The organism is Microbacterium canaveralium, from assembly GCF_047238045.1.
Lineage (GTDB): Bacteria > Actinomycetota > Actinomycetes > Actinomycetales > Microbacteriaceae > Microbacterium.
Genome location: NZ_JBDFMA010000003.1, coordinates 266397 through 288864 on the forward strand (window position 1 = coordinate 266397; position 22468 = coordinate 288864).

The window sequence follows — 22468 nt, forward strand, 5'->3', positions numbered from 1 at the left end:
ATCCATGTCCCACACCCGAGCCTTTCCCGAGGGCTTCCTGTTCGGTGCGGCGACCGCCGCGTACCAGATCGAGGGAGCCGCGTTCGAGGACGGGCGCACGGCCTCGATCTGGGACGCTTTCAGCCGGGTCCCCGACGCGGTGATCAACGGCGACAACGGCGACGTCGCGTGCGACCACTACCACCGGTATCGCGATGACGTGCAGGTGATGAAGCGTCTCGGGCTGCAGACCTACCGCTTCTCGACCTCCTGGTCGCGTGTGCGTCCGGACGGCGGCGCGCTCAACCCGAAGGGCGTCGACTTCTACGAGCGTCTCGTGGACGAGCTGCTGGATGCCGGCATCCTCCCGTGGCTGACCCTGTACCACTGGGATCTTCCCCAGGCCCTGCAGGACCGCGGCGGCTGGGCCGTCCGCGAGACGAGCGACCTCTTCACCGAGTACGCGCTCGACATGCACGACGCACTCGGCGACCGCGTGAACGTGTGGACGACGCTGAACGAACCGTGGTGCTCCTCGTTCCTCAGCTACACCGCCGGCGCCCACGCGCCCGGTCGGTACTCGCAGGCCGAGGGAATGCTCGCCGCGCATCACCTGCTGCTCGGGCACGGCCAGACCGTGCGCGAGCTGCGCGCCCGTGACGCGTCGCTCAACCTGGGGCTCACGCTGAACCTGACGGTCGCGGATGCCGTCGACCCGTCGAACGCCGCCGACCTCGACGCCGCGCGTCGCATCGATGGTCAGTTCAACCGCTGGTTCCTCGACCCGGTGTTCCGCGGCAGCTACCCGGCCGACATCATCCAGGACTTCCGGAACGTGGATGCCGAGGCCGTGCGGCGCTGGCAGGACGCCGTTCGGCCGGGCGACCTCGAGGTCATCTCGACCCCGATCGACACGCTCGGCGTGAACTACTACCACGGGGAGTTCGTCGGTGGGACTCCACCACTCGTCGACCCGCCCGGGGGCGACGCCCCGACGGTGCGACCGATCTCGTCGCCGTTCCCCGCGCACGAGAACCTCTACTGGCACGATCGCGGGCTGCCGCGCACGACGATGGGGTGGGAGGTGCAGCCCGACGGGCTCACCCAGCTGCTGGAACGCGTGAGCACGGAGTACTCCGCCGAGCGCGGCGTCGCGCTCTACGTCACCGAGAACGGCGCCGCCTACGACGACGTCCCGGTCACGGAGGACGGCGAGACGCGCGTCCACGACGTCGAGCGCGTGGAGTTCGTCGAGGCGCACCTCGCGGCCGTCCTGGATGCCGTCGATCGCGGTGTCGACGTGCGGGGCTACTTCTACTGGTCGTTGCTCGACAATTTCGAGTGGGCGTGGGGCTACGAGAAGCGCTTCGGCATCGTGCACGTCGACTACGCGACGCAGGAGCGAGCGGTGAAGGACTCCGGCCTCGCCTACGCGCGGGTCATCGCGGAGCGGGCACTGCGCGCGGACGTTGCGGTCGCCGACGAACTGCCCGCCGCCTGATCTCGAGCGCGGGAGCTCGGGCGATCGCACGGCCCGTCCGCGGTCGTGCCGAGCGGAATCCCTCGACCGCGGAGGAGTACGCTCGCAACGTCGCCGGGAGTGATCCGGCGTACCGTCGCGTCCCTGAACCCGGGAGGAGGCCGATGGATCTCGCCCCTGCGCGAGGCGCCGCCACCATCGAAGAGGTCGCCGCCCGAGCCGGCGTCTCCCGTTCCACCGTGTCGCGCGTGGTCAACGGGTCGACGGCCGTGTCGCCCACCGCCCTCGAGGCCGTGCGCCGTGCCATCGAGGAATTGCAGTACGTCCCCAACCGGGCCGCACGGTCGCTCGCCAGCCGCCAGACGCGCGCGATCGCGCTCGTCATCCCCGAAGACACCGACCGCTTCTTCGGCGACCCGTTCTTCGGGTCCATCGTCGCGGGGATCTCGCAGGTCATCGGCGACTCCGACTACGTCATGAACATGCTGATCGCGAGCGATGACGCGAGCGCCAAGGCCCTCGGGTACCTTCGCAGCGGCAGCGTGGACGGCGCGATCGTGGCCTCGCACCATACGAGCGACACCTTCGTCGACCGCCTCGCCGACACGGTCCCCGTCGTGTTCGGCGGACGCCCCGCGCGCGTGCGACCCACCGACCACTACGTCGACGTCGACAACATCCAGGGCGGGCGGGATGCCACCCGCTACCTGCTCGACCGCGGTCACCGCCGTGTCGCGACCGTCGCCGGGCCCGCCGACATGCCCGCGGGCATCGACCGTCTCCAGGGGTTTCGGGACGTCCTCGCGGAGGCCGGGCTCGAGCCCGTGGGTGTCGAGGACGGCGACTTCACCGAAGCGGGCGGCGCCGAGGCGATGCGCCGAATGCTGGCATCCGGGGATCTTCCCGAGGCGCTCTTCGTCGCCAGCGACCTCATGGCCCGTGGCGTCTACACGGCACTCCGCGAGCGTGGGCACGAACCGGGACGCGACATCGCCGTGATCGGCTTCGACGACTCCGCGGTCGCGACCTCCCTCGTACCTGCCCTGACGACGGTTCGGCAGCCCTCGCGCGATCAGGGCCGGCAGATGGCGACGATGCTGCTGGACGTCCTCGCGGGTCGGGTGACGGCCAACACTGCGATCCTGCCGACCGAGATCATCGTGCGCGCTTCGGCGTGAGCGCTTCCCCGATCGGGGCGACAAGCGACGCGCCCAGCCGCTAGCCTGAGCGCACGGCGGCGCGCGCACCCGAATCCGCGCCCGCGCGAGAGGACCGACGATGCGTCGATGGAGAAGTGTTTCCGCTGTGGCCGCGCTGGTGGCGCTGGCGAGCCTGACCGGATGCGTGCCCGAGGAGGCGACTCCCGTCGCGTCCGAGACGTCCACGCCGTCGGTGACGGTGGTGACGCCGTCGGCCACGCCCGCGCCCACGTCCTCGCCCAGTTCGACCTCGACCAGCGTGGCGGCCAACGTTCCGGCATCCTGTGACGACCTCGGCACCGCGAGCAGCCGCGCCGAGACCGTCGGTGATCTCACCGCCCAGCACGCCGACGGGTTCGTCCGCCCCGCCCCGCCGAACGCGACCACCGTGCTGTCGTGCAACTGGATCCAGGAGGAAGCCGCCGCGGTGCTGCTGATCGTCAGCACCGCGAGCGACGCCGACGTGACCGACGGGCTCGCGCAGCTGACGTCCGAGGGATACCAGTGCCAGCCGGCGCAGGACTTCGGAGCGCAGTACTGCTCGCGCCCCGGCGATGCGGCGAGCAGCGAGGACGTCATCGTCGCGCGCGACGACGTGTGGATCTACCTCGAGACCGTCAACGTCAACGCGCGGGCGTGGCTGTCCGACATCGCCGCCCAGATCTACGGCTGACCCTCACTCCCACGTCGCGGTGTCGGGGTCGATGCCGTGCGCCCGGGCGCTCGCGTCGATCGCGTCCCGGAGCCACACGGCGAGGCCGGGGTGCACGCCGTCGTAGTGCGCCGCGAAACGCGGGTCCGCCGCGTACATGCGGCCCAGGCATACCTGCATCGATCGTGTGATCCGGAAGTACGCCGAGAACACCTCGCGGTGCCGTTCGACGAGATCGTTCGCGCGCTCGTCTCCGGGGAGGGCGCCGGATGCCAGGGCGTCGCCGAGTTCGCGCTCGAGAGCCGTGACCGCCGAGGTGACGGCCGCCCAGTCGGCGGGCGTCCGCGACGCCGACCGCTCGGCGTACTGCTGCCACTGTTCCGTGCCGCGGTAGCGTTCGGCCGCCTCGGCCGCCCACGCGGGGTCCCAGTCCCGGCCGAACGCGGCGGTCTGCTCGTCTTCGGAGAGAAGGATGCCGCGCTCCTGCGCCGCGATCATGCGTTCGAGGTCGTCGTCGAGGTCGCGCAGCTGCTCCATGCGCTGCGCGAGTTGCGCGCGCTGAACCCGCAGCTGCGCGGCGACGTCGCCGCCGGCGTCGTCGAGCACCGCGCGGATGGAGTCGAGGTCGAGGCCGAGTTCGCGGTACACGAGGATCCGGCGGAGGCGTTCGAGGTCGTCGCGGGTGTACAGCCGGTAGCCGGCGGTGGAGCGCGCCGCGGGCCGCGCGAGCCCGATCTCGTCCCAGTGGTGCAGGGTGCGCACCGTCACCCCGAGGCGCGCGGCAGTCTCGCCGACGGGGAGACCCTGGTCAGTCATGGTGTCCATTGTCGGTGCCGATGCCCACGCTCCGGAGGTTTCGTCCTTCGGCGCTGTCAGGATCGAAGACCTTCGCCGCGGTGAAGGTCACGCGGACGTTCTCGGGTGTGACCACGTCGATGTCGCGCGTGTTCCAGGGGCTGTCGTGCGAGTCCGCGTCGACGCCCACCTCGCGCAGTGCCGCGAGGATCTCCGGGATCTGCCCGAGCACGCACGCGAAGCTGACGCGGGAGGTGGGGACGATCTCGTTCCCCTCGCCCGCGACGAGCAGGACGTCCTGGAACGCCCATCGCCGGAGATGCACCATCCGGCCCGGGATGCCGAACAGCTCGAAGAACCCGAGCCCGCGCGTCCAGAAGTCGACCGAGGCGGCGAGGTCGGACGTGGAGAGGGTGACGAACATCGGCATCCCGTAGATGCCCCGGAACAGCGGTGGGGCGACGGCATCCGGTCCGGGCGGGGGAACGGGGCTGATCTCGAAAGCGTCGGAGGAGCGGGTCATGAGTCCAGGCTCAGGGCTCACGCCGCGTGAGGGTCAAGCCGCCGATCAGCTTCTCGGGGGCAGCGGCTGCTGGTACACGTCCGGAACGTCGTCGCCGTCGGCATCCACCTCTTCCGCCGCCGCGAGCTGCTTGTAGCGGCGGTTGCGGGCGAGCAGGACGATGGCGGCGAAGACGGATGCCAGGAGCGAGGCCACCATGATCGCGATCTTCGCGTCGTCGGTGTGGGGTGAGCCGGCGGGGAAGCTGAGCTCGGCGATCAGCAGCGACACCGTGAATCCGATGCCCGCGAGCAGGCCGACACCGGCGAGGTCGATCCATTTCAGCGCCGGGTCGAGGCGCACCTTCGTCACCAGCGTGAGGAGGCGGACCCCGAGCAGGATGCCGATCGGCTTGCCGAGCACGAGCCCGGCGACGACGCCGACGGTGACCGGGTCCATGACCGCGCGGGCGAGACCCTCGGCGCCGCCGATCGCGACGCCCGCGGCGAAGAACGCGAAGATCGGCACCGCGATGCCCGCCGACAGGGGGCGGAAGCGGTGCTCGAACTGCTCGGCGAGGTCCATGCCGCGGATCTCGGGCTGACGCTTCGAGGGGGCGACCGGAATGGTGAACGCCAGCGCGACGCCGGCGATCGTGGCGTGGACGCCCGACGCGTGCAGGAACGCCCACGCGGCGAAACCGATCGGCAGCAGCACGACCCACGCCGCCCACGGGGTGCGGGCGAACCAGGCGCGGCCGCGATGCGCGATGACGCCGTAGATCGCGACGAGCACCGCGAAGACGGCGAGCGGCAGGAGCGAGATGTCGCTCGTGTAGAACAGCGCGATGATGGCGATCGCGATGAGATCGTCGACGACCGCGAGCGTGAGCAGGAAGATGCGCAACGGTCCCGGCAGGTGCGAACCGACGAGCGCGAGCACGGCGACGGCGAACGCGATGTCGGTCGCGGCGGGGATCGCCCAGCCGGCGAGCAGGCTCGGCTGCGAAGAGACGACGGCGACGTAGATGAGCGCGGGCACGGCGACGCCCGCCGCGGCGGCGGTGATCGGGACGATGGCGGTGCTGAAGCGGCGAAGGCTCCCCACGACGATCTCGCGCTTCAGCTCGAGACCGACCATGAAGAAGAAGATCGCGAGCAGGCCGTCGGCCGCCCACGCGCCGACGCTCAGTTCGAGGTGCCACGGCTCGTACCCGAACCGCAGGTCGCGCAGGGCGAAGTACGCGTCCGAGGCGGGGGAGTTGGCCCAGATGATCGCCGCGATCGCGGCGATCACGAGCAGCATGCCGCCCACGGACTCTCGGCGGAGCACGGTGGTGACGCGGTGGACTTCGCGGTAGCCCGGCCAGCTCGGCGCGCGGGTGGGGGTTTCGGTCATGGCATCTGCTTTCGGGGTCGATCGACACGATCGTCGACCAGACTTCCCGACACGCCCGCGCCAGTTTACCTGGGCGACCTGAACGTTGCCGAAAGCCCACGATCCGGCCGGGAGCACACGTTCGGGTCGGCCGGAACGTGGGCGCTCGACCCGAACGGGTGCTTTCGAGCGCGGATGCCGCCCGCGCGGGGCCTCAGGACGGGTCGCCGCCTAGGGGACCCACCGCGGGGATCGGGCCGCCGTCGTCGGCACCGGTCTTGCGGGCGCGGGCGATCGCGTTGCCCAGGTGGTAGATGACCAGGGCGGCGACGGCGCCGAGCACGATCGCGCCGAGCTGGAAGTCGCCCCACTGCATCGTGAACCCCGCGATCGCGAGCACCAGCGCGACCGCGCCCGTGTACTGGTTGACCGGGCGCGAGAAGTCGACGCGGTTGTCGACCCAGATCTTGATCCCGATGATGCCGATCAGGCCGTAGAGCGCCGTCGTGACCCCACCGAGCACTCCGGCGGGGATCGTGTTGAACACCGCACCGACCTTGGGTGAGAGGCTCAGCACGATCGCGGTGAGCCCGGCGACCCAGTACACGGCGGTCGAGTAGACGCGGGTCGCGGCCATGACGCCGATGTTCTCGCCGTACGTCGTCGTGCCCGAGCCGCCGAACGTTCCCGCGAGGGTCGTGGCGACGCCGTCGGCGATCAGCGCGCGTCCGGTGGAACGGTTGGCCGTGGCATCCGTCATCGCCGCCACGCCCCGGACGTGCCCGACGTTCTCGGCCACGAGCACCAGAACGACCGGGAGGAACATCGCGATGACCGACCACGTCTGCGGCGACGCGAAGTTCGCGAGGTGGAACTCGGGCAGGCCGATCCACGGCGCGGACTCGACCGGCGCGAAGTCGATGAGCGTCTCACCGGTCGTGACCTGGATCAGCACGGTCGCGACGTAGCCGACGATGACGCCGAGGAAGATCGAGATGCGCCCGAGGAATCCGCGGAACAGCACGCTGAAGAGGATCACCGCGACGAGCGTGATCGTGCCGGGCAGGGGTTGGAGCTGGAAGTTCTGCCACGCGACGGGGGCCAGGTTGAAGCCGATGAGCGCGACGATCGCCCCGGCGACCACCGGCGGCATGACCTTGTCGACCCACCCGAGCCCGACGAACTGCACCACGACGCCGATGAGGGCGAGCAGGATGCCGACGGCCACGATGCCCGCGAGGGCGGAACCCGTTCCGCCGATCGTGGTCGCCGCGGTCACGGGCGCGATGAACGCGAACGACGACCCGAGGTAGCTGGGGAGCCGGTTGCGGGTGACGAGGAGGAAGAGCAGCGTCCCCACGCCCGAGAACAGCAGCGTCGTCGACACCGGGAACCCGGTGAGCACGGGCACGAGGAACGTCGCGCCGAACATCGCGATGACGTGCTGCAGTCCGATCGCGACCGTGGCTCCCCAGTTGAGGCGCTCGCCCGGGGCGACGACCGCTCCCGGCGCGACCGTGCGCCCGTTTCCGTGCAGCTTCCACTGGAACATGTGTCTCTCCTCGCGGTGGTGGGGAATGGATGCCGAAATCACTCGCGTTTCGCGAGCGGACCCGCGCATGCCGCGAATCCCGGGTTGTCTCGACGAGGCCGGGTCATCTCGGCGCCGGCGCGGGCGCCGGGCGCGTCAGGACGTCAGGCGGCTCAGCAGCTCGGCGTAGCGGGCGCGGGTGCGCGTCACGATCTCGTCGGGGAGGGCGGGGGGCTCGCCTTGCTTGTCCCAGTGGGCGGCGAGCCAGTCGCGGACGATCTGCTTGTCGAAGCTCGCCATGCGCTCGGCCGGGGTCGTGCCCGTGCGCCAGGCTTCGGCATCCCAGTACCGCGACGAGTCCGACGTCAACACCTCGTCGGCGAGGGTCAGCACGCCCTCGGCGTCGTAGCCGAACTCGAACTTCGTGTCGGCGAGGATCAGGCCGCGCTTCTCGGCGATCGCTGCGGCGCGGCGGTAGATCTCCAGCGACAGGTCGCGCAGGGCGGCCGCGGTCTCGGCGCCGACGAGCTCGACGGATCGCTCGTACGTGATGTTCTCGTCGTGCTCGCCCATCGGCGCTTTGTAGGCGGGGGTATAGAGAGGCTCGGGCAGCCGATCGCCATCGCCCAGTCCGTCGGGGAGCGGGATGCCGCACACCGTACGGGTCGCCTGATACTCGGCCCACCCCGACCCGGTCAGGTAGCCGCGCACGACGCACTCGATCGGCTGCATGTCGAGCGACCGGACGAGCATCGCGCGACCCCGCACGGCATCCGGGATCAGCTCGACGGCGTCGTCGCCCTCGAGCACGTGGTCGGCGGCGAGATGATTCGGGATGCCACGCCCCCCGTCGGCGCCGGCGAGCCGGTCGAACCACCACAGGCTCAGCGTCGTCAGCAGTACACCCTTGTCGGGGATGCCGGGGCTCAGGACGTGGTCGAAGGCACTGACCCGATCGCTCGCGACCACCAGCAGATGCGCGGGCGCGGCTCCCTCGGCCGTGTCGGCGGGGACGTACAGGTCGCGGACCTTGCCCGAATAGATGTGGCGCCAGCCGTCGAGCGCGAGGGGGGAGTCGGGGATCACCCGCTCATTATCGCGGGTCGGCCGGGCCGCCCACGGCCGCGATGAGCGAGATTTTGTCACATCCCGGCCGCGCGCGCCCGCCCCCCGGCGTTTCGGGGGCGCCTCGCTACCGTCGAAGGATGACCGAGGCGAACCCCGACACCGCGGCATCCATCGATCCTCCCGACGGCAGCTCCCACCGCACCCTCCGCGGCTGGGTGTTCTGGCCGGCGTCGGCCATCGCGCTGACGTTCATCGCCTTCGCGCTGCTCTTCCCCTCCGCGGCCGAGGTCGCGTTCGGCGCGCTGCAGACGGCGATCGTCTCGGCGTTCAACTGGTACTACGTCCTCATCGCGGCGTTCTTCGTCGTCTTCGCCCTCACGATGGGATTCAGTCGATTCGGCCGCATCAAGCTCGGCGGCGACGACGACGAGCCGGAGTTCTCGACCCTGTCGTGGTTCTCGCTGCTGTTCGCCGCCGGCATGGGCATCGGTCTGGTGTTCTACGGCGTGAGCGAGCCGCTGAGTCACTTCACCTCCCCGCGACCGGGCGTCGACGGCTCGGCGACGGAGATCGCGCAGCAGGCGATGTCGCAGACGTTCCTCCACTGGGGCGTGCACGCGTGGTCGATCTACGTTGTGATCGGTCTCGCGCTGGCCTACGCCTTCCATCGCCGCAAGCGCCCGCGCACGATCCGCTGGGCGCTGGAGCCGATCCTGGGCGCCCGGCTGGTGCAGGGCGGGTGGGGCAATGCGATCGATGTCGCCGCCCTCGTGGGCACGCTGTTCGGGGTCGCGACCTCGCTCGGACTCGGCGTCATCCAGATCAGCGCCGGCCTCGACTTCCTCGGCGTCGTGCCGCCCTCGATCGTCAGCCAGGCGATCCTCATCGGCATCATCACCGGGTTCGTGCTGTTCTCGGTGCTGTCGGGCGTCGGCCGCGGCATGAAGTGGCTGTCGAACATCAACCTCGTTCTCGCCGGCATCCTGATGCTCTACCTGCTGTTCGTGGGACCGACCGAGTTCCTGCTGCGCGACGTCGTGCAGTCGATCGGCAACTACATTCAGAACTTCGTCGGCCTCTCCTTCACGGTGAGCGCCTACTCCGGTGAGGCGGGCGTGGCCTGGCAGGGCGCGTGGACCGCCTTCTACTGGGGCTGGTGGATGTCGTGGGCCCCGTTCGTCGGGATCTTCATCGCGCGCATCTCGCGCGGCCGGACGGTCCGCGAGTTCGTCACCGGAGTGATCCTGGTGCCCACGCTCGTCGGCATCCTGTGGTTCACGGTGCTCGGCGGCTCGGCCATCTACGCGGAGTTGACCGGCTCGGCGACGTTCGTCGGCGCCGATGGGACGATCGATGTGTCGACGGCGCTCTTCCAGCTGCTCGAGACGGTGCCGGGCTCGGTGTTCCTCGTCATCGGGTTCCTCGTCCTCATCGGGATCTTCTTCATCACCTCGGCCGACTCCGGCGCGCTCGTGATGAGCATGATCGCCACCGGCGGAGAGGAGGAGCCGCCCCGCTGGACGCGCGTGTTCTTCACCCTCGCGACGTCGGTGATCGCCTTCGCCCTCCTCATCGCGGGGGGACTGACGGCGCTCCAGACGGCGGCGATCAGCATCGCTCTGCCGTTCAGCCTCGTGCTGCTCGCGATCTGCTGGGCCACCGTCGTGGCGTTCCGGCGCGAGCTGAAGGCGTACGACCGCGCCGAGCGTGCGCGACTGCGCGAGCAGATCGGCGAGCACTACGGCCTGGAGGTCGAGGAGGCCAACCAGAGCGGCATCTTCGGCCTGCCGGCGCGGTGGCGGCGCCGCCGTGCGGCCGACGCCGACGCCCCGGAGGAGTGACGCCCCTCCGCACCCGGCACACCGAAATGTTAACCGCCGCGGGGGTCTCCCACCGCCTTCTGTGCGATATAGTCCACATGGACTAGTCGACACGGACCATGGAGGGGTGGATGCCAGAACCCACGCGACTCACACCGCTCGCGGTGATGCTCCTGGCGACCCTGCGCGAGGGCGACATGCATCCCTACGAGATGCTCCGACTGCTGCGCGATCGTGGCGACGATCGGCTCGTCCCGCTGCAGAAGGGCACGATCTACCACACGATCGCGCGCCTCGAACGGGAGGGCCTCGTCGCCGAGGTCGGCGTCGACCGCGACGGCAACCGCCCCGAGCGCACGACGTATCGCCTGCTCGACGCCGGACGCAACGCCGTGGACGCCTGGGTCCGCGCGGAACTGCCGCAGATCGACCGTCCCGGCGACTTCCGCGTCGCCCTGGCCGAAGCCCACAATCTCGACCGTGACGACGTCGTCGCGCTCCTCGACCGGCGGCGGGAACTCCTCGTCGCCTCCCGCGACGAGCACCGTGACGGGCTGTCCCGTGCACGCGACCGCGCGGTCCCGCACCAGTACATGATCGAGGTCGAGCGGCAGTCCGTTCTCCTCGACGCCGAACTCGCCTGGCAGGACTCCCTGCGCAACGGCCTGATCGCCGGCACCTTCCCGTGGGGCGCCGACGGCCTTCCTCACCACCTCGAACGACTCCGCGTCTCGAAGGAGACCACCGCATGACCGATTCCCGCGCCGCCTCCGTGGCATCCGCTCCGCCCGAACGCAGCCCGTGGCCCGCCCTCTGGGCGCTGGTCATCGGGTTCTTCATGATCCTCGTCGACACCACGATCGTCTCGGTGGCCAACCCGGCCATCAAGGCGGCGCTCGATCCGAACACCAACAACCTCGACAACGTCGTGTGGGTCACCAGCGCCTACCTGCTCACGTACGCCGTGCCGCTGCTCATCACCGGTCGTCTCGGCGACCGCTTCGGACCCAAGAACATCTACCTGACGGGCCTGGCGATCTTCACGATCGCCTCGCTCGCGTGCGGCCTGGCCACCTCGCTCGAGATGCTGATCGTCGCCCGCGCCGTCCAGGGCCTCGGCGCCGCGCTCATGACGCCCCAGACGATGGCGGTCATCACCCGCACCTTCCCTGCGCAGCGCCGCGGCGCAGCCATGGGGCTGTGGGGGGCCACCGCCGGTGTCGCGACGCTCGTGGGTCCGCTCGCGGGCGGCCTGCTGGTCGACGGCCTCGGGTGGGAGTGGATCTTCTTCATCAACATCCCGGTCGGCGTCATCGGCTTCATCGCCGCGCTGGTGCTCGTGCCGCAGCTGCCCAAGACCGCGCACAAGTTCGACATCCTCGGCGTCGTGCTGAGCGCCGTGGGGCTCTTCCTCATCGTGTTCGGCCTCCAGGAGGGCGAGCACTACTCGTGGGCCGCGTGGATCTGGGCGATGGTGGCCGCCGGAGTCGTCGTGATGGGCGTGTTCATCTGGACGCAGGCCCGGAGCAAGGGCGAACCCCTCGTGCCGCTCGACCTCTTCCGCGAGCGCAACTTCTCGGTGGCGAACCTCGCGATCGCGACCGTGGGATTCACCGTGACGAGCATGGCCCTGCCGCAGATGTTCTACCTCCAGCTGGCGCGCGGCCTCACCCCGACCGAGTCGGCGCTGCTGCTCATCCCGCTCGCGATCCTCTCGGGCGTCCTGGCGCCGTTCGCGGGGAAGCTGCTCGATCGCACCGACCCGCGGTTCCTGCTCGTGCCCGGACTCCTGCTGGTCGGCGGCTCGCTCGCGTTGTACGCCGCGCTCATCTTCGGCGACGCTCCCATCTGGGCGTTCCTGATCCCGTCCGCGCTGATGGGCGTCGGAAACGCCGGCATGTGGGGTCCGCTCGCCACGACGGCGACGCGCAACCTCCCGCCGCGCCAGGCCGGCGCCGGCGCGGGCATCTACAACACCACCCGCACCGTCGGATCGGTGATCGGTTCGGCATCCATCGCCGCGTTCATGCAGGCGCGCCTCGAGGCCAATCTGCCCGGAGCGGGCGATGCCGGAACGAGCTTCGGTGGGGGAGTGCTCCCGCCGCAGATCGTCGAGGGCTTCTCCACCGCTATGGGTCAGTCGCTACTCCTCCCCATCGGCGTGATCGTCCTCGGACTCGTGGCCGTGCTGTTCATGCGGCGGCCCTCGGTGATCCGTGCCCACGGGACGCCCCTCGACGCCGCTCCGGCGCAGGCTTCGGCGGCTCCGGCCGGACAGGGTTCGGCTCCGGCGGCTCCGGCCGGGCAGGGTTCGGCTCCGGCGGCTCCGGCCGGGCAGGGTTCGGCTCCCGCGCCGACCTCTCCTGCGCGGACCGCTCCCGCGGCCGCGGGCACCGCTCCCTCGGGCGAGTAGCCCGGCCGAGGTTCGGCCCGGGTCGGGTCCGCCGAGACTGCACGCGCCCGACATCTCCCTTGCATTCTGCGGGGGAGATGTCGGGCGGTTGCTGTTTCGGCGGGAACCGCGTGCCGGCCGGCCTCAGGGCGTGATGTCGTCGACGAAGCGGTGGGCCTCGTCGATCAGCGCGGCCCACGTCTCGGAGGCATCCGGCGAGATCTCTGCCCACTCCCGCAGGGGCCGACCGCGCATGACCATGGGGGCGCCGATCCCGTCCGCCGCGAGCTCGCCGATCCGCTCTTCGGGCAGCTTCACCACGAGAGAGCCCTGGTGCGACGAACGCGAATATCTTCGCGCGCACGCGGAGACCGTCGGTGCCGAACATGCGGCCGATGTCGACGTCGGGCAGCGCACACAGACGCTCCGCGATCGGGTCGAAGATCACGTGCCCGCGCGCCATGGCATCCCGGTCCACCATGCGCTCACGGTAGCCCGATCCGGATGCCGGGGCGAGGGGTGCTCGGTGCCGAAACGCCGAGACTTCATCGCGCCGACATCTCCCTTGAAGATTGCGCGGGGGATGTCAGCGCGATGAAGTCTCGCGGATCAGACGGATGCCGCGGCACCGCGGGCGAGACGGCGTCGCGCGTCAGTCCTCGACGACGCGGGCGGCGATGTCGGTGCGGTACTGACCGCCCTCGAGGCCGATCAGGCTCAGCGCCTCGTACGCGGCGGAGCGGGCCTCGCGGAACGTCGTCCCGAGGGCGACCACGTTGAGAACGCGGCCTCCGGTCGCGTGCAGCCGCCCTCCCCGGAGCATGGTCGCCGCGTGCGCGAGGTGCACCCCGTCGACCTCTTCGGCGTCATCGACGCCGGTGAGCGGGCGCCCGGTGATCGGAGCCTCGGGGTAGCCCTCGCTCGCCAGCACGACCGTGACGGCGGTCGCCTCGGCGAACGCGGGACGCGGCTGGTCCTCGAGCGTGCCGGAGGCCGCGGCCATGAGCAGCGTCGACAGCGGGTCGACGAGCCGCGGCAGGACCACCTGCGTCTCGGGGTCGCCGAAGCGCGCGTTGAACTCGATGACCTTCACGCCCGCCTCGGTGAGGATGAGCCCGGCGTACAGGAGTCCGATGAAGGGGGTGCCCTCGGCATCCATCTGCCGGATCACCGGCTCGGCCACCTCGCGCGTGACGTGGTCGACGAACTCCTCCTCGCCGCCGAAGCGCTCCAGCAGCCACGGCAACGGCGAATACGCCCCCATGCCGCCGGTGTTGGGGCCCTCGTCGCCGTCGCGCAGGCGCTTGAAGTCCTGCGCGGGACTGAGGGGCAGCACCCGGTCGCCGTCGCTGAGGAAGAAGAGCGAGACCTCGGGCCCGGCGAGGAACTCCTCGATGAGCACGGGACCCGTCGGCAGGTACGCCTCGGCGTGCGCGAGTGCCGCTGCGCGGTCGGTCGTCACGATGACGCCCTTACCCGCGGCGAGACCGTCGGCCTTCACGACGTGCGGGGCGCCGAGGTCGTCCAGCGCCGCCTCGACGCCGGCGAGATCGTGCGCGCGCACGGCTCGTCCGGTCGGGACGCCCGCGGCATCCATGATCCGCTTGGCGTAGGTCTTCGATCCCTCGAGCTGCGCCGCCGCCTTGCCCGGACCGAACACCGGGATGCCGCGCTCGCGCAGCGCATCGGCCACGCCGGCGACCAGCGGAGCTTCGGGACCGATCACGACGAGGTCGATCGCCTCGGTGTTCGCGAACTCGGTGACGGCGACCGGATCGTTCGCGTCGAGGTCGACGACGTGGGCGTCGCGGGCGATGCCGGCATTGCCGGGGGCGGCGTAGATCGCGTGCGAGACCTCTTCCGAGCGCAGGGCGAGGATGATGGCGTGCTCGCGCGCGCCCGAACCGAGGACCAGGATTCTCACGCGGCCAGCCTATCGAGCGCCTCGGACACCGCCTTTATCCGTCGAAGGCCCAGGACTCGGCGTCGGGCCCGGACACGTGCCGGCGTGTCATGGACACTCGACAGGGGCGACGGTCGGGCGAGAGGGGCCCGAGTACCGTGGATGCCATGCCCCCTCGCCGCATCGACACCGGAGACGGCCGCGCGGCGCTCGCCGCCGTGGCCGCGGGCGACGCGCCCCGGACGGCGACCGCGACCGCCGTGCGGTATCTGCTGCAACTGCTCGTCGAGAAGGCGCCGGGGAACTCGGTCGAGATGCGCGTGCCGCCGTTCGGTGCCGTCCAGGTCATCGAGGGGCCGCGCCACACCCGCGGCACCCCGCCCAACGTCGTCGAGACCGACGCGGCGACCTGGATCGCCGTGGCCACCGGCGTGGAGAGCTGGGCGGATGCCGCTGCCTCGGGCCGGATCGTCGCCTCCGGCGTGCGCGCCGACCTGAGCGCGCTGCTGCCGCTGCGCCCGTGACCGATTCGACGTCGGGCAATCGGCGACCCGCGGAACCTGCCGCGGTGGGACAATGTGAGCATGGCTGAGCAGCCCGCCCCTGAACGCAAGCCCCTCGTGCACGAGGAGATCGTGACGCTGCGCGTGCGCCGCGCGCCCAAGTACGGCGTCTTCCTGGCCGCGGGTGCGCTCCTTGGCATCCTGGCGGCTCTCATCTTGACGTTCGCGATCGACGGCTCCGACCTCAGCCCGTACACGCAGGTCGTCTACTCGCAGCTGCAGGTCTTTGGTTTCACGGCGCTCATCTGCGTCGTCGTCGGCGTGACGTTGGGCGCGATCGCCGCGCTCATCTCCGAGCGAGTGGTGGGCCGGAAGATCCGTGACGTCGCGGTCGACCACGAGCGCTACCGCTACTGACGCCGCCCGCGGGCGCCCCCGCGGCTCACGCCAGCTCGGCGATGATCGGGTGGATGGCGGTGTCGAACGCGACGACATCGCTGCGCAGGCCGTCCGTCACGGCGACGGTGAGGGATCCGATCCACCACACACCGCGTTGTGCGAGCGGCAGCACCTGGACATTGAGCTCGAACGAGTGCGCCCGGCGCCCGACCCGGCGTTCGTGCTCCGCGATCGCGCTGGCGTAGGCGCGGTACGAGACGCCCGGACGCGACGCGCCCTCCGCGCTGTAGCGCCCGTGAGCGAGCCGGGCGAACTCCAGCGCGTCCGCGGCGTGCGGCGCGATCGCCTCCCGCAACGCCTCGGCCCGGCCGACCGGTAGCGCCAGCAGGTCGTCGAACCCCTCGACCAACTCGAGCGGGACGGGCGAGGGGTGCGCCAGCGGCTCGACGCTCATGGCCCACAGTTCGCGCCACTCGCGTTCGAGAAGCGCCTGTTCGTCCTCGGGGCGGTCGAGGCCGTCATACGCGGGCACGCGTCGGAGGGCCGGCAGCTCCTCCGGGGCGCGGATGCCGCAGACCTGCCGCAGATAGAGCGCGATCAGGACGGCGATCGCCGCGTCCTCGCGGATCACCCAGTCCGGCTGACCGCTCACCATGGCGCCATTGTAGGGAGCGGTCGTGACCGCGAGGGCGGGTCTTGCTCTCGGCGTCGCTGCGCGGGGTTCTCTGCTCGTAGCTCGCCGGCCCGCTTCTCGGTGAGGACCGGAGGACATGGGGCAAGGGGAGGAGCAATCCACCTTCCGGCATCCTCCGTACTTCCCAACTCCTCCGCTCGTCCCGCGGCATCGAAGGACGGACTCCGGGCGACGGTTCCTCCCCAGTCGCCGAATCCGGCATTCCGTCCACAGAAGCGCGTCGTCGCCGGACGCGTTCGTGCCGAATCGCGCACAGTATGTGGATGCCAGCTCACCGCGCCGATCCCGTCGACCTCGCTCGCCGGGCTGGCGGGATCGTGCGTGGAGTACGACTGGCAGAGGCGGGAGTCTCATGGCGCGCGGTGGCCGATGCCACCGACCGTGGCGAACTCGTCCGGCTGCGTCGCCGATGGTTGGCCCTGCCCGACGCCGATCCGTATGTCACCGCCGCGGCGCGCGCGGGCGTGATCCTGACGTGCATCACGGCCGCGGTGCATCACGGTCTCTGGGTCGCATCGCACACCGAACCGCATGTTGCCACGGGTCCGCACTCGGGGCGCGTGGACGTTGCTCCGGGTACACGCGTCCATCGCACGCGCCCGTTGATCCCGCGGCACCCGGACTCACTCGTCGATGGCGTCGGCAACACCCTCGTCGCCGTTGCATCCTGCCTTCCTCGTGATGACGCACTGGTCGTGTGGGAGTCGGCATTGAACAAGCGGCTCATCTCGCTGGACGAACTCTCGCGTCTGCCGCTCCCCGCGAGAGCCCGCGCGCTCGCGGAGGTTGCGCAACCATTCGCGGACTCGGGGCTGGAGACGTATCTCATCGCCCGACTTCGGTGGCTCGGGCTTCGTTTGATTCCTCAGGCCTGGATCCTCGATCATCGCGTGGACCTCCTGATCGGAGACCGGCTCGTGTTCCAAGTCGATGGGGGCCACCACGTCGACGCTCAGCGTGAGCAAGACATCCAGCACGATGCACTGCTCACCCTGCACGGGTACCACGTCATACGCGTCGGGTACCGACAGGTCATTCACGACTGGCCCCAGGTGCAGATGACCGTCATGAACGCGGTCGCCCAGGGGCTGCACCGAATCTGCGACTAGTCACATCCGGGCGTCGCGCCCGTGAAATGCGGGGGGAGGGGAGGGCGGGGGAGGAGGGGAGGATGCCGGGAGGCCATGGCATCCTCCCTCTGCCCCAAGCCCTCCCCTCGTCACAGCAACGGCGCCGCTCGCCGCCGCGTCGACGGCGGCTGACGCGCCGCCCGAACCGCGGATTCGCGTGAGGAAGGGAGGGCGGGGGAGGAGGGGAGGATGTCGGGAGGCCATGGCATCCTCCCTCTGTCCCAAGCCCTCCCCTCGTCACGCAGCCGCAGCCGCAGCCCCAACCAGCCCCCGCACACCCCCGCGAAGCGCAGAGGCGGGAGGCGTGTCGGATCCTGCGGGTAGTCTGTTGCGGTGGCCTCTGCTCCCCACGAAAACCCCTACTCCGCTGCTGGCGTCGACACCGCCGCGGGCGACCTCGCCGTCGAACTGATGAAGTCGGCCGTCAAGCGTACGCACGGCCCCGAGGTGCTCGGGGGAGTGGGCGGCTTCGCGGGTCTCTTCGACGCTTCCGCGCTGCGGGACTACGCGCGGCCGCTGCTCGCGACCAGCACCGACGGTGTCGGCACGAAGGTCGCGATCGCGCAGGCGATCGACAAGCACGACACGATCGGCGAAGACCTCGTCGGCATGGTGGTCGACGACATCGTCGTGGTGGGTGCGCGGCCCCTCTTCATGACCGACTACATCGCGTGCGGCAAGGTCGTGCCGACCCGTATCGCCGACATCGTGGCGGGGATCGCGCGCGGTTGTGCGGCGACCGGCACGGCCCTGGTCGGCGGCGAGACCGCCGAGCACCCGGGTCTGCTGGGCATCGACGACTACGACGTGGCGGGTGCGGCGACCGGCGTCGTCGAGGCCGACCGCGTCCTGGGCGCCGAGGGCGTCCGTTCCGGTGACGTCGTCCTCGCTCTCGCCTCGAGCGGTTTGCACTCGAACGGCTACTCGCTCGTGCGCCACATCGTCGCGGGTCGCGGCATTGCCTACGGCGCCGCCTCCGCCGAGCTCGGCGGTACGTGGGGCGAGGCGCTGCTCGAGCCGACGCGCCTGTACACCTCGCCGCTGCTGCGTCTGCTCGACGATGCGGCCGTGGGTACCGGCATCCACTCGCTCAGCCACGTGACGGGCGGGGGCATCGCCGCCAACCTCGCCCGCGTGCTGCCGCAGAACACCTGGGTCGACGTCGACCGCTCGACGTGGAGCCCCTCGCCGGTGTTCCGAGTTCTCGCCGACATGGGCGGTCTCGAGCTGACGCAGACCGAGGGCACATGGAACCTCGGCATCGGCTTCCTCGCCGTGGTCGCCCCGGAGGTCGTGGATGCCACGATCGCCGGACTCCGCGCCGACGGCATCCACACGTGGCAGGTCGGTGTGGTGCGCGACGACGCGCGTCCTGACGGAGAGTTCGAACAGGGTGCGAAGGGCGTCGACGGTGGCGCCGTGCGCTTGGTCGGCACCTACGCGGATGCCGGTACCCCGGCGAACGGAGCGAAGTAACACTTCATGTGCGGCATCGTCGGCATGGCCGGGCAGGGCCCGGTCAACCAGGAGATCTACGACGCGCTCCTGCTCCTCCAGCACAGGGGGCAGGACTCCACCGGTATGGCGACGGCGGAATCGAGCGGCGTCTTCCACATCCACAAGGCCCGCGGGCAGGTGCGCGAGGCGTTCCGCACCCGCGACATGCGGGCGCTTCTCGGCGACATCGGCCTCGGGCACGTGCGCTACGCCACCAAGGGCACCGCATCCAGCGAAGAAGAGGCGCAGCCCTTCTACGTCAACGCCCCGTATGGCATCGTCCTGGTGCACAACGGGAACCTCACGAACACCCGCGAGCTGACGAGCGAGCTGTTCCACAAAGACCGCCGACACCTCAACACGAGTTCGGACACCGAGCTGCTCGTGAACATCCTCGGTTCCGAGCTGCAGTCCGAGATCTCCGGTCCCGACCTCGACCCGGCACAGGTGTTCCGCGCGGTGGCCCGCGTCCACGAGCGCGTCGAGGGGTCGTACGCGACCATCGCCCTCATCGCGGGCTATGGCCTGCTTGCGTTCCGCGACCCGTTCGGCATCCGCCCCCTCATCCTCGGCAAGCGGCCGGCGGCCGAGGTGCCCGGTGGCGAGGCGCGCGAGGAATGGGTGGTGGCATCCGAGTCCCTGGTGCTCGAGAACGCCGGCTTCGAGGTCGTCCGCGATGTCGAGCCCGGCGAGGCCGTCTTCATCACCCTCGACGGCACGCTCCACGCGCAGCAGTGCGCCGAGAACCCCACGCTGGCGCCGTGCTCGTTCGAGTACGTCTACCTCGCCCGCCCCGACTCCGTCATGAACGGGATCTCGGTGTACGAGGCGCGTCTGCGCATGGGTGAGCGTCTGGCCGACACGATCGCGAAGTACACCCCGCACGGGTCGATCGACGTCGTGATGCCGATCCCCGACTCGTCGCGGCCCGCGGCGATGCAGGTGGCGCGCAAGCTCGGTATCGAGTATCGCGAGGGCTTCTACAAGAACCGCTACGTCGGCCGGACGTTCATCATGCCCGGCCAGGCGGTGCGCAAGAAGAGCGTGCGTCAGAAGCTCAACGCCATGTCGACGGAGTTCCAGGGCAAGAACGTCCTCCTCATCGACGACTCGATCGTGCGCGGCACCACCAGCCGAGAGATCATCCAGATGGCTCGGGATGCCGGCGCGAAGAGCGTCACGTTCGCCTCGGCGGCGCCGCCGGTGCGGTACCCCCACGTGTACGGCATCAACATGCCCTCGCGCCACGAGCTGGTCGCGCACGGCCGCACGATCCCGCAGATCGCCGAAGAGCTCGGGTGCGACTACCTGGTGTACCAGGAGGTCGACGATCTGAAGGCCGCGATCATGGAGGGCTCCGACCTCGTCGACCTCGATATGAGCTGCTTCGACGGCCGGTACGTCACCGGCACCGTCTCGGAGGAGTACCTCGCCTGGGTCGAGGGCAGCCAGGAGTCTTGACGCCCCGCGCCGCGGGGACGGTCGCGTGGGCCGCGGCGGCGATCGTGCTGCTCGCGCTCACCCTGCGCATCGCGGTGGCATCCCTGTCGCCGCTGCTGACCATCATTTCCCGTGACTTCCCCCTGCCGGCGGCGGTCGTCGGACTCATCGGCATGGCGCCTCCCGTGGCGTTCGCGTTGTCCGGGGTCGTCACACCGGTCATCGAGAGACGGGTCGGGCTGGAGCGCCTCGTCCTGCTCGCGGCGATCGCGGCGGCGGCGACGCTGGGTCTGCGGGCTCTCGCGACGGATGCCTGGACCCTCCTCGCCGCGACGGCGGGGGTGTTCGCCTCGGTCGGTGTGGCCAACGTGCTGATCCCGGCGGTCGTGAAGAAGTACTTCCCCGAGCGGGTCGGCCTGATGACCACCGTCTATACGACGACGATGGCGGTGGCCACGTTCACTCCGCCCCTGGTGGCGGTCCCGCTCGCCGACTCGATCGGGTGGCGCGGGTCGTTCGCGGTGTGGGCGTTCGTCGCGGTCGCGGCGGTCGTGCCGTGGATGGTGACGAGCCTGCGGGCGCGAACCGGACGCGGGGACGTCGTGGAGGAGCCGCGCGCCTCCGTGCTCTCGCGCGTGGTGCGCGTGCCGCAGGCGTGGGCGCTCGTCATCACGTTCGCCGTGAACTCGTCGGTCGCCTACGGCATGTTCGCGTGGCTGCCCGCGATCCTCATCGATACCGCCGGCGTCGACGCGGCCACCGCGGGGAGTCTGCTCGCCCTGTTCTCGTTCATGGGCCTGCCGGTTTCGCTCGTCGTGCCGCTGCTCGTCGCGCGCCTGCGCCGGACCACACCGTTCTACGCCCTCGCGGTCGGAAGCGGCGTCGCGGGAGTCGCGGGACTGCTGCTCGCGCCGGGCACCGCAACCGTGCTGTGGGTCGTCCTGATCGGGCTGCCGCCCCTGATGTTCCCGATGGTGCTCGTGCTGTTCGGCCTCCGCACGCGCTCGCACGAGACGGCGGTCGCCCTCAGCGGATTCGTGCAGAGTCTGGGCTACGCGCTGGCCGCGCTCGTTCCGCTCGCGATCGGCGTCACCCACGAGATCACCGGCGGTTGGGCCGCCGGACTGCTCGTGCTCGGGGCTGCCATCGTGATCGTGGTGCCCGCAGCCGTCGTGGTGGCGCGCTCGGAAACGATCGAGGAGGCGTGGGAACGCCGCCACGGTCGAGCGTGGTGAGGAAGGCTAGGCCTTCTCGTCTTCGTACTCGTCCGCGTACTGGTCGGCCCACTTGTCGACGTACGCGTCTTCACCCGCTTCGGGTGCGCCGAGTTCGCGCTCGAGAGCCGAGTAGTTCACCGAGTAGGTGTCGTACTTCAACTCACGGGCGATCTTGGTGTTCTTCGCCTTCTGACGGCCACGCCCCATGCGAGACCCCCTCACGATCGACGTCGAGGGCCACGCTCTGGGCCCTGCGTATTGCGGTTCCGGACCGAGCCGGTAAGAGTAACAGCCAGGATATCACGGTGCCCTCTGACCCCGGCTGTCCGGGGATCGGACCAGAGGTGCACCGAGCAATGCGAGGAGTGACGATGGCCGAGAACACCCCCACCCCGAAACGCGCGGGAGCCGTGATCGCGGGTGCGGTACCGGGTCAGTCGCCCCGCGTCCTGCGTGTCGCCGCGCGACAGGCGGCTCTGGCGGGCACCGAGCTCGTGATCGCGCACGTCGACACCACGCGGTTCGTCGCCTTCGAGGACCCGGACGGTTACGTGAACCCCTCCACCGTCGACGTCGCCGGGGCGGCGTCCCGGGCGGCACTCGCCGAGGTGCAGGCCGCGGCGGATTCGGCCCTTGCCGATGAGACGGTGTCGTGGACGGTGCGGCAGGTGATCGGCGATCCCGCTCTCGCCCTGATCCGACTCGCCGACGAGCTGGATGCCTCGCTGTTGGTCGTCGGTACCCGCAAGCGCGGGCTGGGGGAGTCGCTGCGCGAGTTCCTCACCGGCTCGGTGGCCGCCCGGCTCACCCATCGGCAGCGTCGTCCGGTGCTGGTGGTTCCGCTGGGTGAGCCGCTGGCCCCCGACGAAGAACTCGTCTGGGAGTGATCG

The 22468-nt window shown here is 70.4% G+C and carries 22 protein-coding genes; 13 read left to right on the forward strand and 9 right to left on the reverse strand.

The features are described 5' to 3' along the window. The first annotated feature begins 4 nt into the window (after positions 1–4). From ABC271_RS02175 to ABC271_RS02185, 3 genes are all read left to right on the forward strand, one after another. Positions 5–1480, forward strand: coding sequence for a glycoside hydrolase family 1 protein (locus ABC271_RS02175; protein ID WP_412923280.1), 1476 nt, complete (start codon positions 5–7; stop codon positions 1478–1480). Positions 1481–1623: 143 nt separating this feature from the next. After that, the gene (locus ABC271_RS02180) at positions 1624–2637 is read left to right on the forward strand and encodes a LacI family DNA-binding transcriptional regulator (protein WP_412923281.1); all 1014 of its coding nucleotides are present in this window, start codon (positions 1624–1626) and stop codon (positions 2635–2637) included. 127 nt (positions 2638–2764) lie between these two features. Next, entirely contained in the window at positions 2765–3331 is a 567-nt protein-coding gene (locus tag ABC271_RS02185; RefSeq protein ID WP_412923282.1) for a hypothetical protein, read from the forward strand. A gap of 3 nt (positions 3332–3334) precedes the next feature. Here the strand turns inward: ABC271_RS02185 and ABC271_RS02190 are convergent, their stop codons facing one another. The 5 genes from ABC271_RS02190 to ABC271_RS02210 all read right to left on the reverse strand — a co-directional run bounded on the left by ABC271_RS02190 (position 3335) and on the right by ABC271_RS02210 (position 8601). After that, positions 3335–4126 carry a MerR family transcriptional regulator gene (locus tag ABC271_RS02190; RefSeq protein ID WP_412923283.1) on the reverse strand — a complete coding sequence of 264 codons (792 nt, stop codon included), beginning with the start codon at positions 4124–4126 and terminating at the stop codon, positions 3335–3337. Continuing rightward, the gene (locus ABC271_RS02195; protein ID WP_412923284.1) at positions 4119–4628 is read right to left on the reverse strand and encodes a VOC family protein; all 510 of its coding nucleotides are present in this window, start codon (positions 4626–4628) and stop codon (positions 4119–4121) included. Before ABC271_RS02195 ends, ABC271_RS02190 begins: the two co-directional genes overlap by 8 nt. A 45-nt stretch (positions 4629–4673) precedes the next feature. After that, positions 4674–6005, reverse strand: coding sequence for a Na+/H+ antiporter NhaA (gene nhaA, locus ABC271_RS02200; protein ID WP_412923285.1), 1332 nt, complete (start codon positions 6003–6005; stop codon positions 4674–4676). 193 nt (positions 6006–6198) lie between these two features. Continuing rightward, the gene (locus ABC271_RS02205; protein ID WP_412923286.1) at positions 6199–7536 is read right to left on the reverse strand and encodes a uracil-xanthine permease family protein; all 1338 of its coding nucleotides are present in this window, start codon (positions 7534–7536) and stop codon (positions 6199–6201) included. 135 nt (positions 7537–7671) lie between these two features. After that, complete coding sequence (locus ABC271_RS02210; RefSeq protein ID WP_412923287.1) at positions 7672–8601, reverse strand: phosphoribosylaminoimidazolesuccinocarboxamide synthase; 930 nt, start codon at positions 8599–8601, stop codon at positions 7672–7674. A 119-nt stretch (positions 8602–8720) separates the two neighbouring features. Here ABC271_RS02210 and ABC271_RS02215 point away from each other — a divergent pair, with 119 nt between their 5' ends. The 3 genes from ABC271_RS02215 (at position 8721) to ABC271_RS02225 (ending at position 12816) form a co-directional block, all read left to right on the forward strand. After that, positions 8721–10424, forward strand: a complete 1704-nt coding sequence (locus ABC271_RS02215) for a BCCT family transporter (protein ID WP_412923288.1) — start codon at positions 8721–8723, stop codon at positions 10422–10424. A gap of 110 nt (positions 10425–10534) precedes the next feature. After that, on the forward strand, positions 10535–11155 hold the full coding sequence (locus ABC271_RS02220) for a PadR family transcriptional regulator (protein ID WP_412923289.1): 621 nt from the start codon (positions 10535–10537) through the stop codon (positions 11153–11155). Beyond that, complete coding sequence (locus ABC271_RS02225) at positions 11152–12816, forward strand: MFS transporter (RefSeq protein WP_412923290.1); 1665 nt, start codon at positions 11152–11154, stop codon at positions 12814–12816. The genes ABC271_RS02220 and ABC271_RS02225 overlap by 4 nt, the downstream gene beginning before the upstream one ends. Before the next feature lie 123 nt (positions 12817–12939). Here the strand turns inward: ABC271_RS02225 and ABC271_RS02230 are convergent, their stop codons facing one another. Further along, on the reverse strand, positions 12940–13116 hold the full coding sequence (locus tag ABC271_RS02230) for a hypothetical protein (protein WP_412923291.1): 177 nt from the start codon (positions 13114–13116) through the stop codon (positions 12940–12942). A 331-nt stretch (positions 13117–13447) separates the two neighbouring features. Continuing rightward, complete coding sequence (purD, locus tag ABC271_RS02235) at positions 13448–14719, reverse strand: phosphoribosylamine--glycine ligase (protein WP_412923292.1); 1272 nt, start codon at positions 14717–14719, stop codon at positions 13448–13450. Positions 14720–14865: 146 nt separating this feature from the next. Here purD and ABC271_RS02240 point away from each other — a divergent pair, with 146 nt between their 5' ends. Continuing rightward, positions 14866–15222 (forward strand): sterol carrier family protein, encoded by a 357-nt coding sequence (locus ABC271_RS02240; protein ID WP_412923293.1) that lies wholly within the window; start codon positions 14866–14868, stop codon positions 15220–15222. A 60-nt stretch (positions 15223–15282) separates the two neighbouring features. Continuing rightward, a complete protein-coding gene (locus ABC271_RS02245; protein WP_412923294.1) occupies positions 15283–15618 on the forward strand; it encodes a potassium transporter Trk in 336 nt (111 codons plus the stop codon). Positions 15619–15643: 25 nt separating this feature from the next. Here ABC271_RS02245 and ABC271_RS02250 read toward each other — a convergent pair whose 3' ends face one another. Beyond that, positions 15644–16255 carry a zinc-binding alcohol dehydrogenase gene (locus tag ABC271_RS02250; protein ID WP_412923295.1) on the reverse strand — a complete coding sequence of 204 codons (612 nt, stop codon included), beginning with the start codon at positions 16253–16255 and terminating at the stop codon, positions 15644–15646. Between the two features lie 302 nt (positions 16256–16557). On the opposite strand from ABC271_RS02250, the gene ABC271_RS02255 reads away from it, so the two are divergent. The 4 genes from ABC271_RS02255 to ABC271_RS02270 all read left to right on the forward strand — a co-directional run bounded on the left by ABC271_RS02255 (position 16558) and on the right by ABC271_RS02270 (position 21596). Beyond that, a complete protein-coding gene (locus ABC271_RS02255) occupies positions 16558–17403 on the forward strand; it encodes a DUF559 domain-containing protein (RefSeq protein WP_412923296.1) in 846 nt (281 codons plus the stop codon). A 354-nt stretch (positions 17404–17757) separates the two neighbouring features. After that, entirely contained in the window at positions 17758–18900 is a 1143-nt protein-coding gene (gene purM, locus ABC271_RS02260) for a phosphoribosylformylglycinamidine cyclo-ligase (RefSeq protein ID WP_412923297.1), read from the forward strand. Between the two features lie 6 nt (positions 18901–18906). Then, the gene (purF, locus tag ABC271_RS02265; protein ID WP_412923298.1) at positions 18907–20382 is read left to right on the forward strand and encodes an amidophosphoribosyltransferase; all 1476 of its coding nucleotides are present in this window, start codon (positions 18907–18909) and stop codon (positions 20380–20382) included. Next, on the forward strand, positions 20379–21596 hold the full coding sequence (locus ABC271_RS02270) for an MFS transporter (protein ID WP_412923299.1): 1218 nt from the start codon (positions 20379–20381) through the stop codon (positions 21594–21596). The genes purF and ABC271_RS02270 overlap by 4 nt, the downstream gene beginning before the upstream one ends. A gap of 6 nt (positions 21597–21602) precedes the next feature. Here the strand turns inward: ABC271_RS02270 and ABC271_RS02275 are convergent, their stop codons facing one another. Further along, positions 21603–21785: a DUF3073 domain-containing protein gene (locus ABC271_RS02275; RefSeq protein ID WP_076673353.1), complete on the reverse strand. Its 183-nt coding sequence runs from the start codon at positions 21783–21785 to the stop codon at positions 21603–21605. A gap of 164 nt (positions 21786–21949) precedes the next feature. Between ABC271_RS02275 and ABC271_RS02280 the strand changes: the two genes are divergently transcribed. Beyond that, positions 21950–22465 carry a universal stress protein gene (locus ABC271_RS02280; RefSeq protein WP_412923300.1) on the forward strand — a complete coding sequence of 172 codons (516 nt, stop codon included), beginning with the start codon at positions 21950–21952 and terminating at the stop codon, positions 22463–22465. The last annotated feature ends 3 nt before the right edge of the window (positions 22466–22468 follow it).

What these genes read in the sequence shown, in the direction of transcription:
- purF (WP_412923298.1), top strand. Translation starts at nt 18,907, where the DNA reads ATGTGCGGCATCGTCGGCATGGCCGGGCAGGGCCCGGTCAACCAGGAG.
- ABC271_RS02275 (WP_076673353.1), bottom strand. Translation starts at nt 21,785, where the DNA reads ATGGGGCGTGGCCGTCAGAAGGCGAAGAACACCAAGATCGCCCGTGAG.
- nhaA (WP_412923285.1), bottom strand. Translation starts at nt 6,005, where the DNA reads ATGACCGAAACCCCCACCCGCGCGCCGAGCTGGCCGGGCTACCGCGAA.
- ABC271_RS02195 (WP_412923284.1), bottom strand. Translation starts at nt 4,628, where the DNA reads ATGACCCGCTCCTCCGACGCTTTCGAGATCAGCCCCGTTCCCCCGCCC.
- ABC271_RS02250 (WP_412923295.1), bottom strand. Translation starts at nt 16,255, where the DNA reads ATGGTGAGCGGTCAGCCGGACTGGGTGATCCGCGAGGACGCGGCGATC.
- ABC271_RS02215 (WP_412923288.1), top strand. Translation starts at nt 8,721, where the DNA reads ATGACCGAGGCGAACCCCGACACCGCGGCATCCATCGATCCTCCCGAC.
- ABC271_RS02180 (WP_412923281.1), top strand. Translation starts at nt 1,624, where the DNA reads ATGGATCTCGCCCCTGCGCGAGGCGCCGCCACCATCGAAGAGGTCGCC.
- ABC271_RS02245 (WP_412923294.1), top strand. Translation starts at nt 15,283, where the DNA reads ATGGCTGAGCAGCCCGCCCCTGAACGCAAGCCCCTCGTGCACGAGGAG.
- ABC271_RS02205 (WP_412923286.1), bottom strand. Translation starts at nt 7,536, where the DNA reads ATGTTCCAGTGGAAGCTGCACGGAAACGGGCGCACGGTCGCGCCGGGA.
- ABC271_RS02190 (WP_412923283.1), bottom strand. Translation starts at nt 4,126, where the DNA reads ATGACTGACCAGGGTCTCCCCGTCGGCGAGACTGCCGCGCGCCTCGGG.
- ABC271_RS02175 (WP_412923280.1), top strand. Translation starts at nt 5, where the DNA reads ATGTCCCACACCCGAGCCTTTCCCGAGGGCTTCCTGTTCGGTGCGGCG.
- ABC271_RS02255 (WP_412923296.1), top strand. Translation starts at nt 16,558, where the DNA reads ATGCCAGCTCACCGCGCCGATCCCGTCGACCTCGCTCGCCGGGCTGGC.
- ABC271_RS02225 (WP_412923290.1), top strand. Translation starts at nt 11,152, where the DNA reads ATGACCGATTCCCGCGCCGCCTCCGTGGCATCCGCTCCGCCCGAACGC.
- ABC271_RS02280 (WP_412923300.1), top strand. Translation starts at nt 21,950, where the DNA reads ATGGCCGAGAACACCCCCACCCCGAAACGCGCGGGAGCCGTGATCGCG.
- ABC271_RS02240 (WP_412923293.1), top strand. Translation starts at nt 14,866, where the DNA reads ATGCCCCCTCGCCGCATCGACACCGGAGACGGCCGCGCGGCGCTCGCC.
- ABC271_RS02220 (WP_412923289.1), top strand. Translation starts at nt 10,535, where the DNA reads ATGCCAGAACCCACGCGACTCACACCGCTCGCGGTGATGCTCCTGGCG.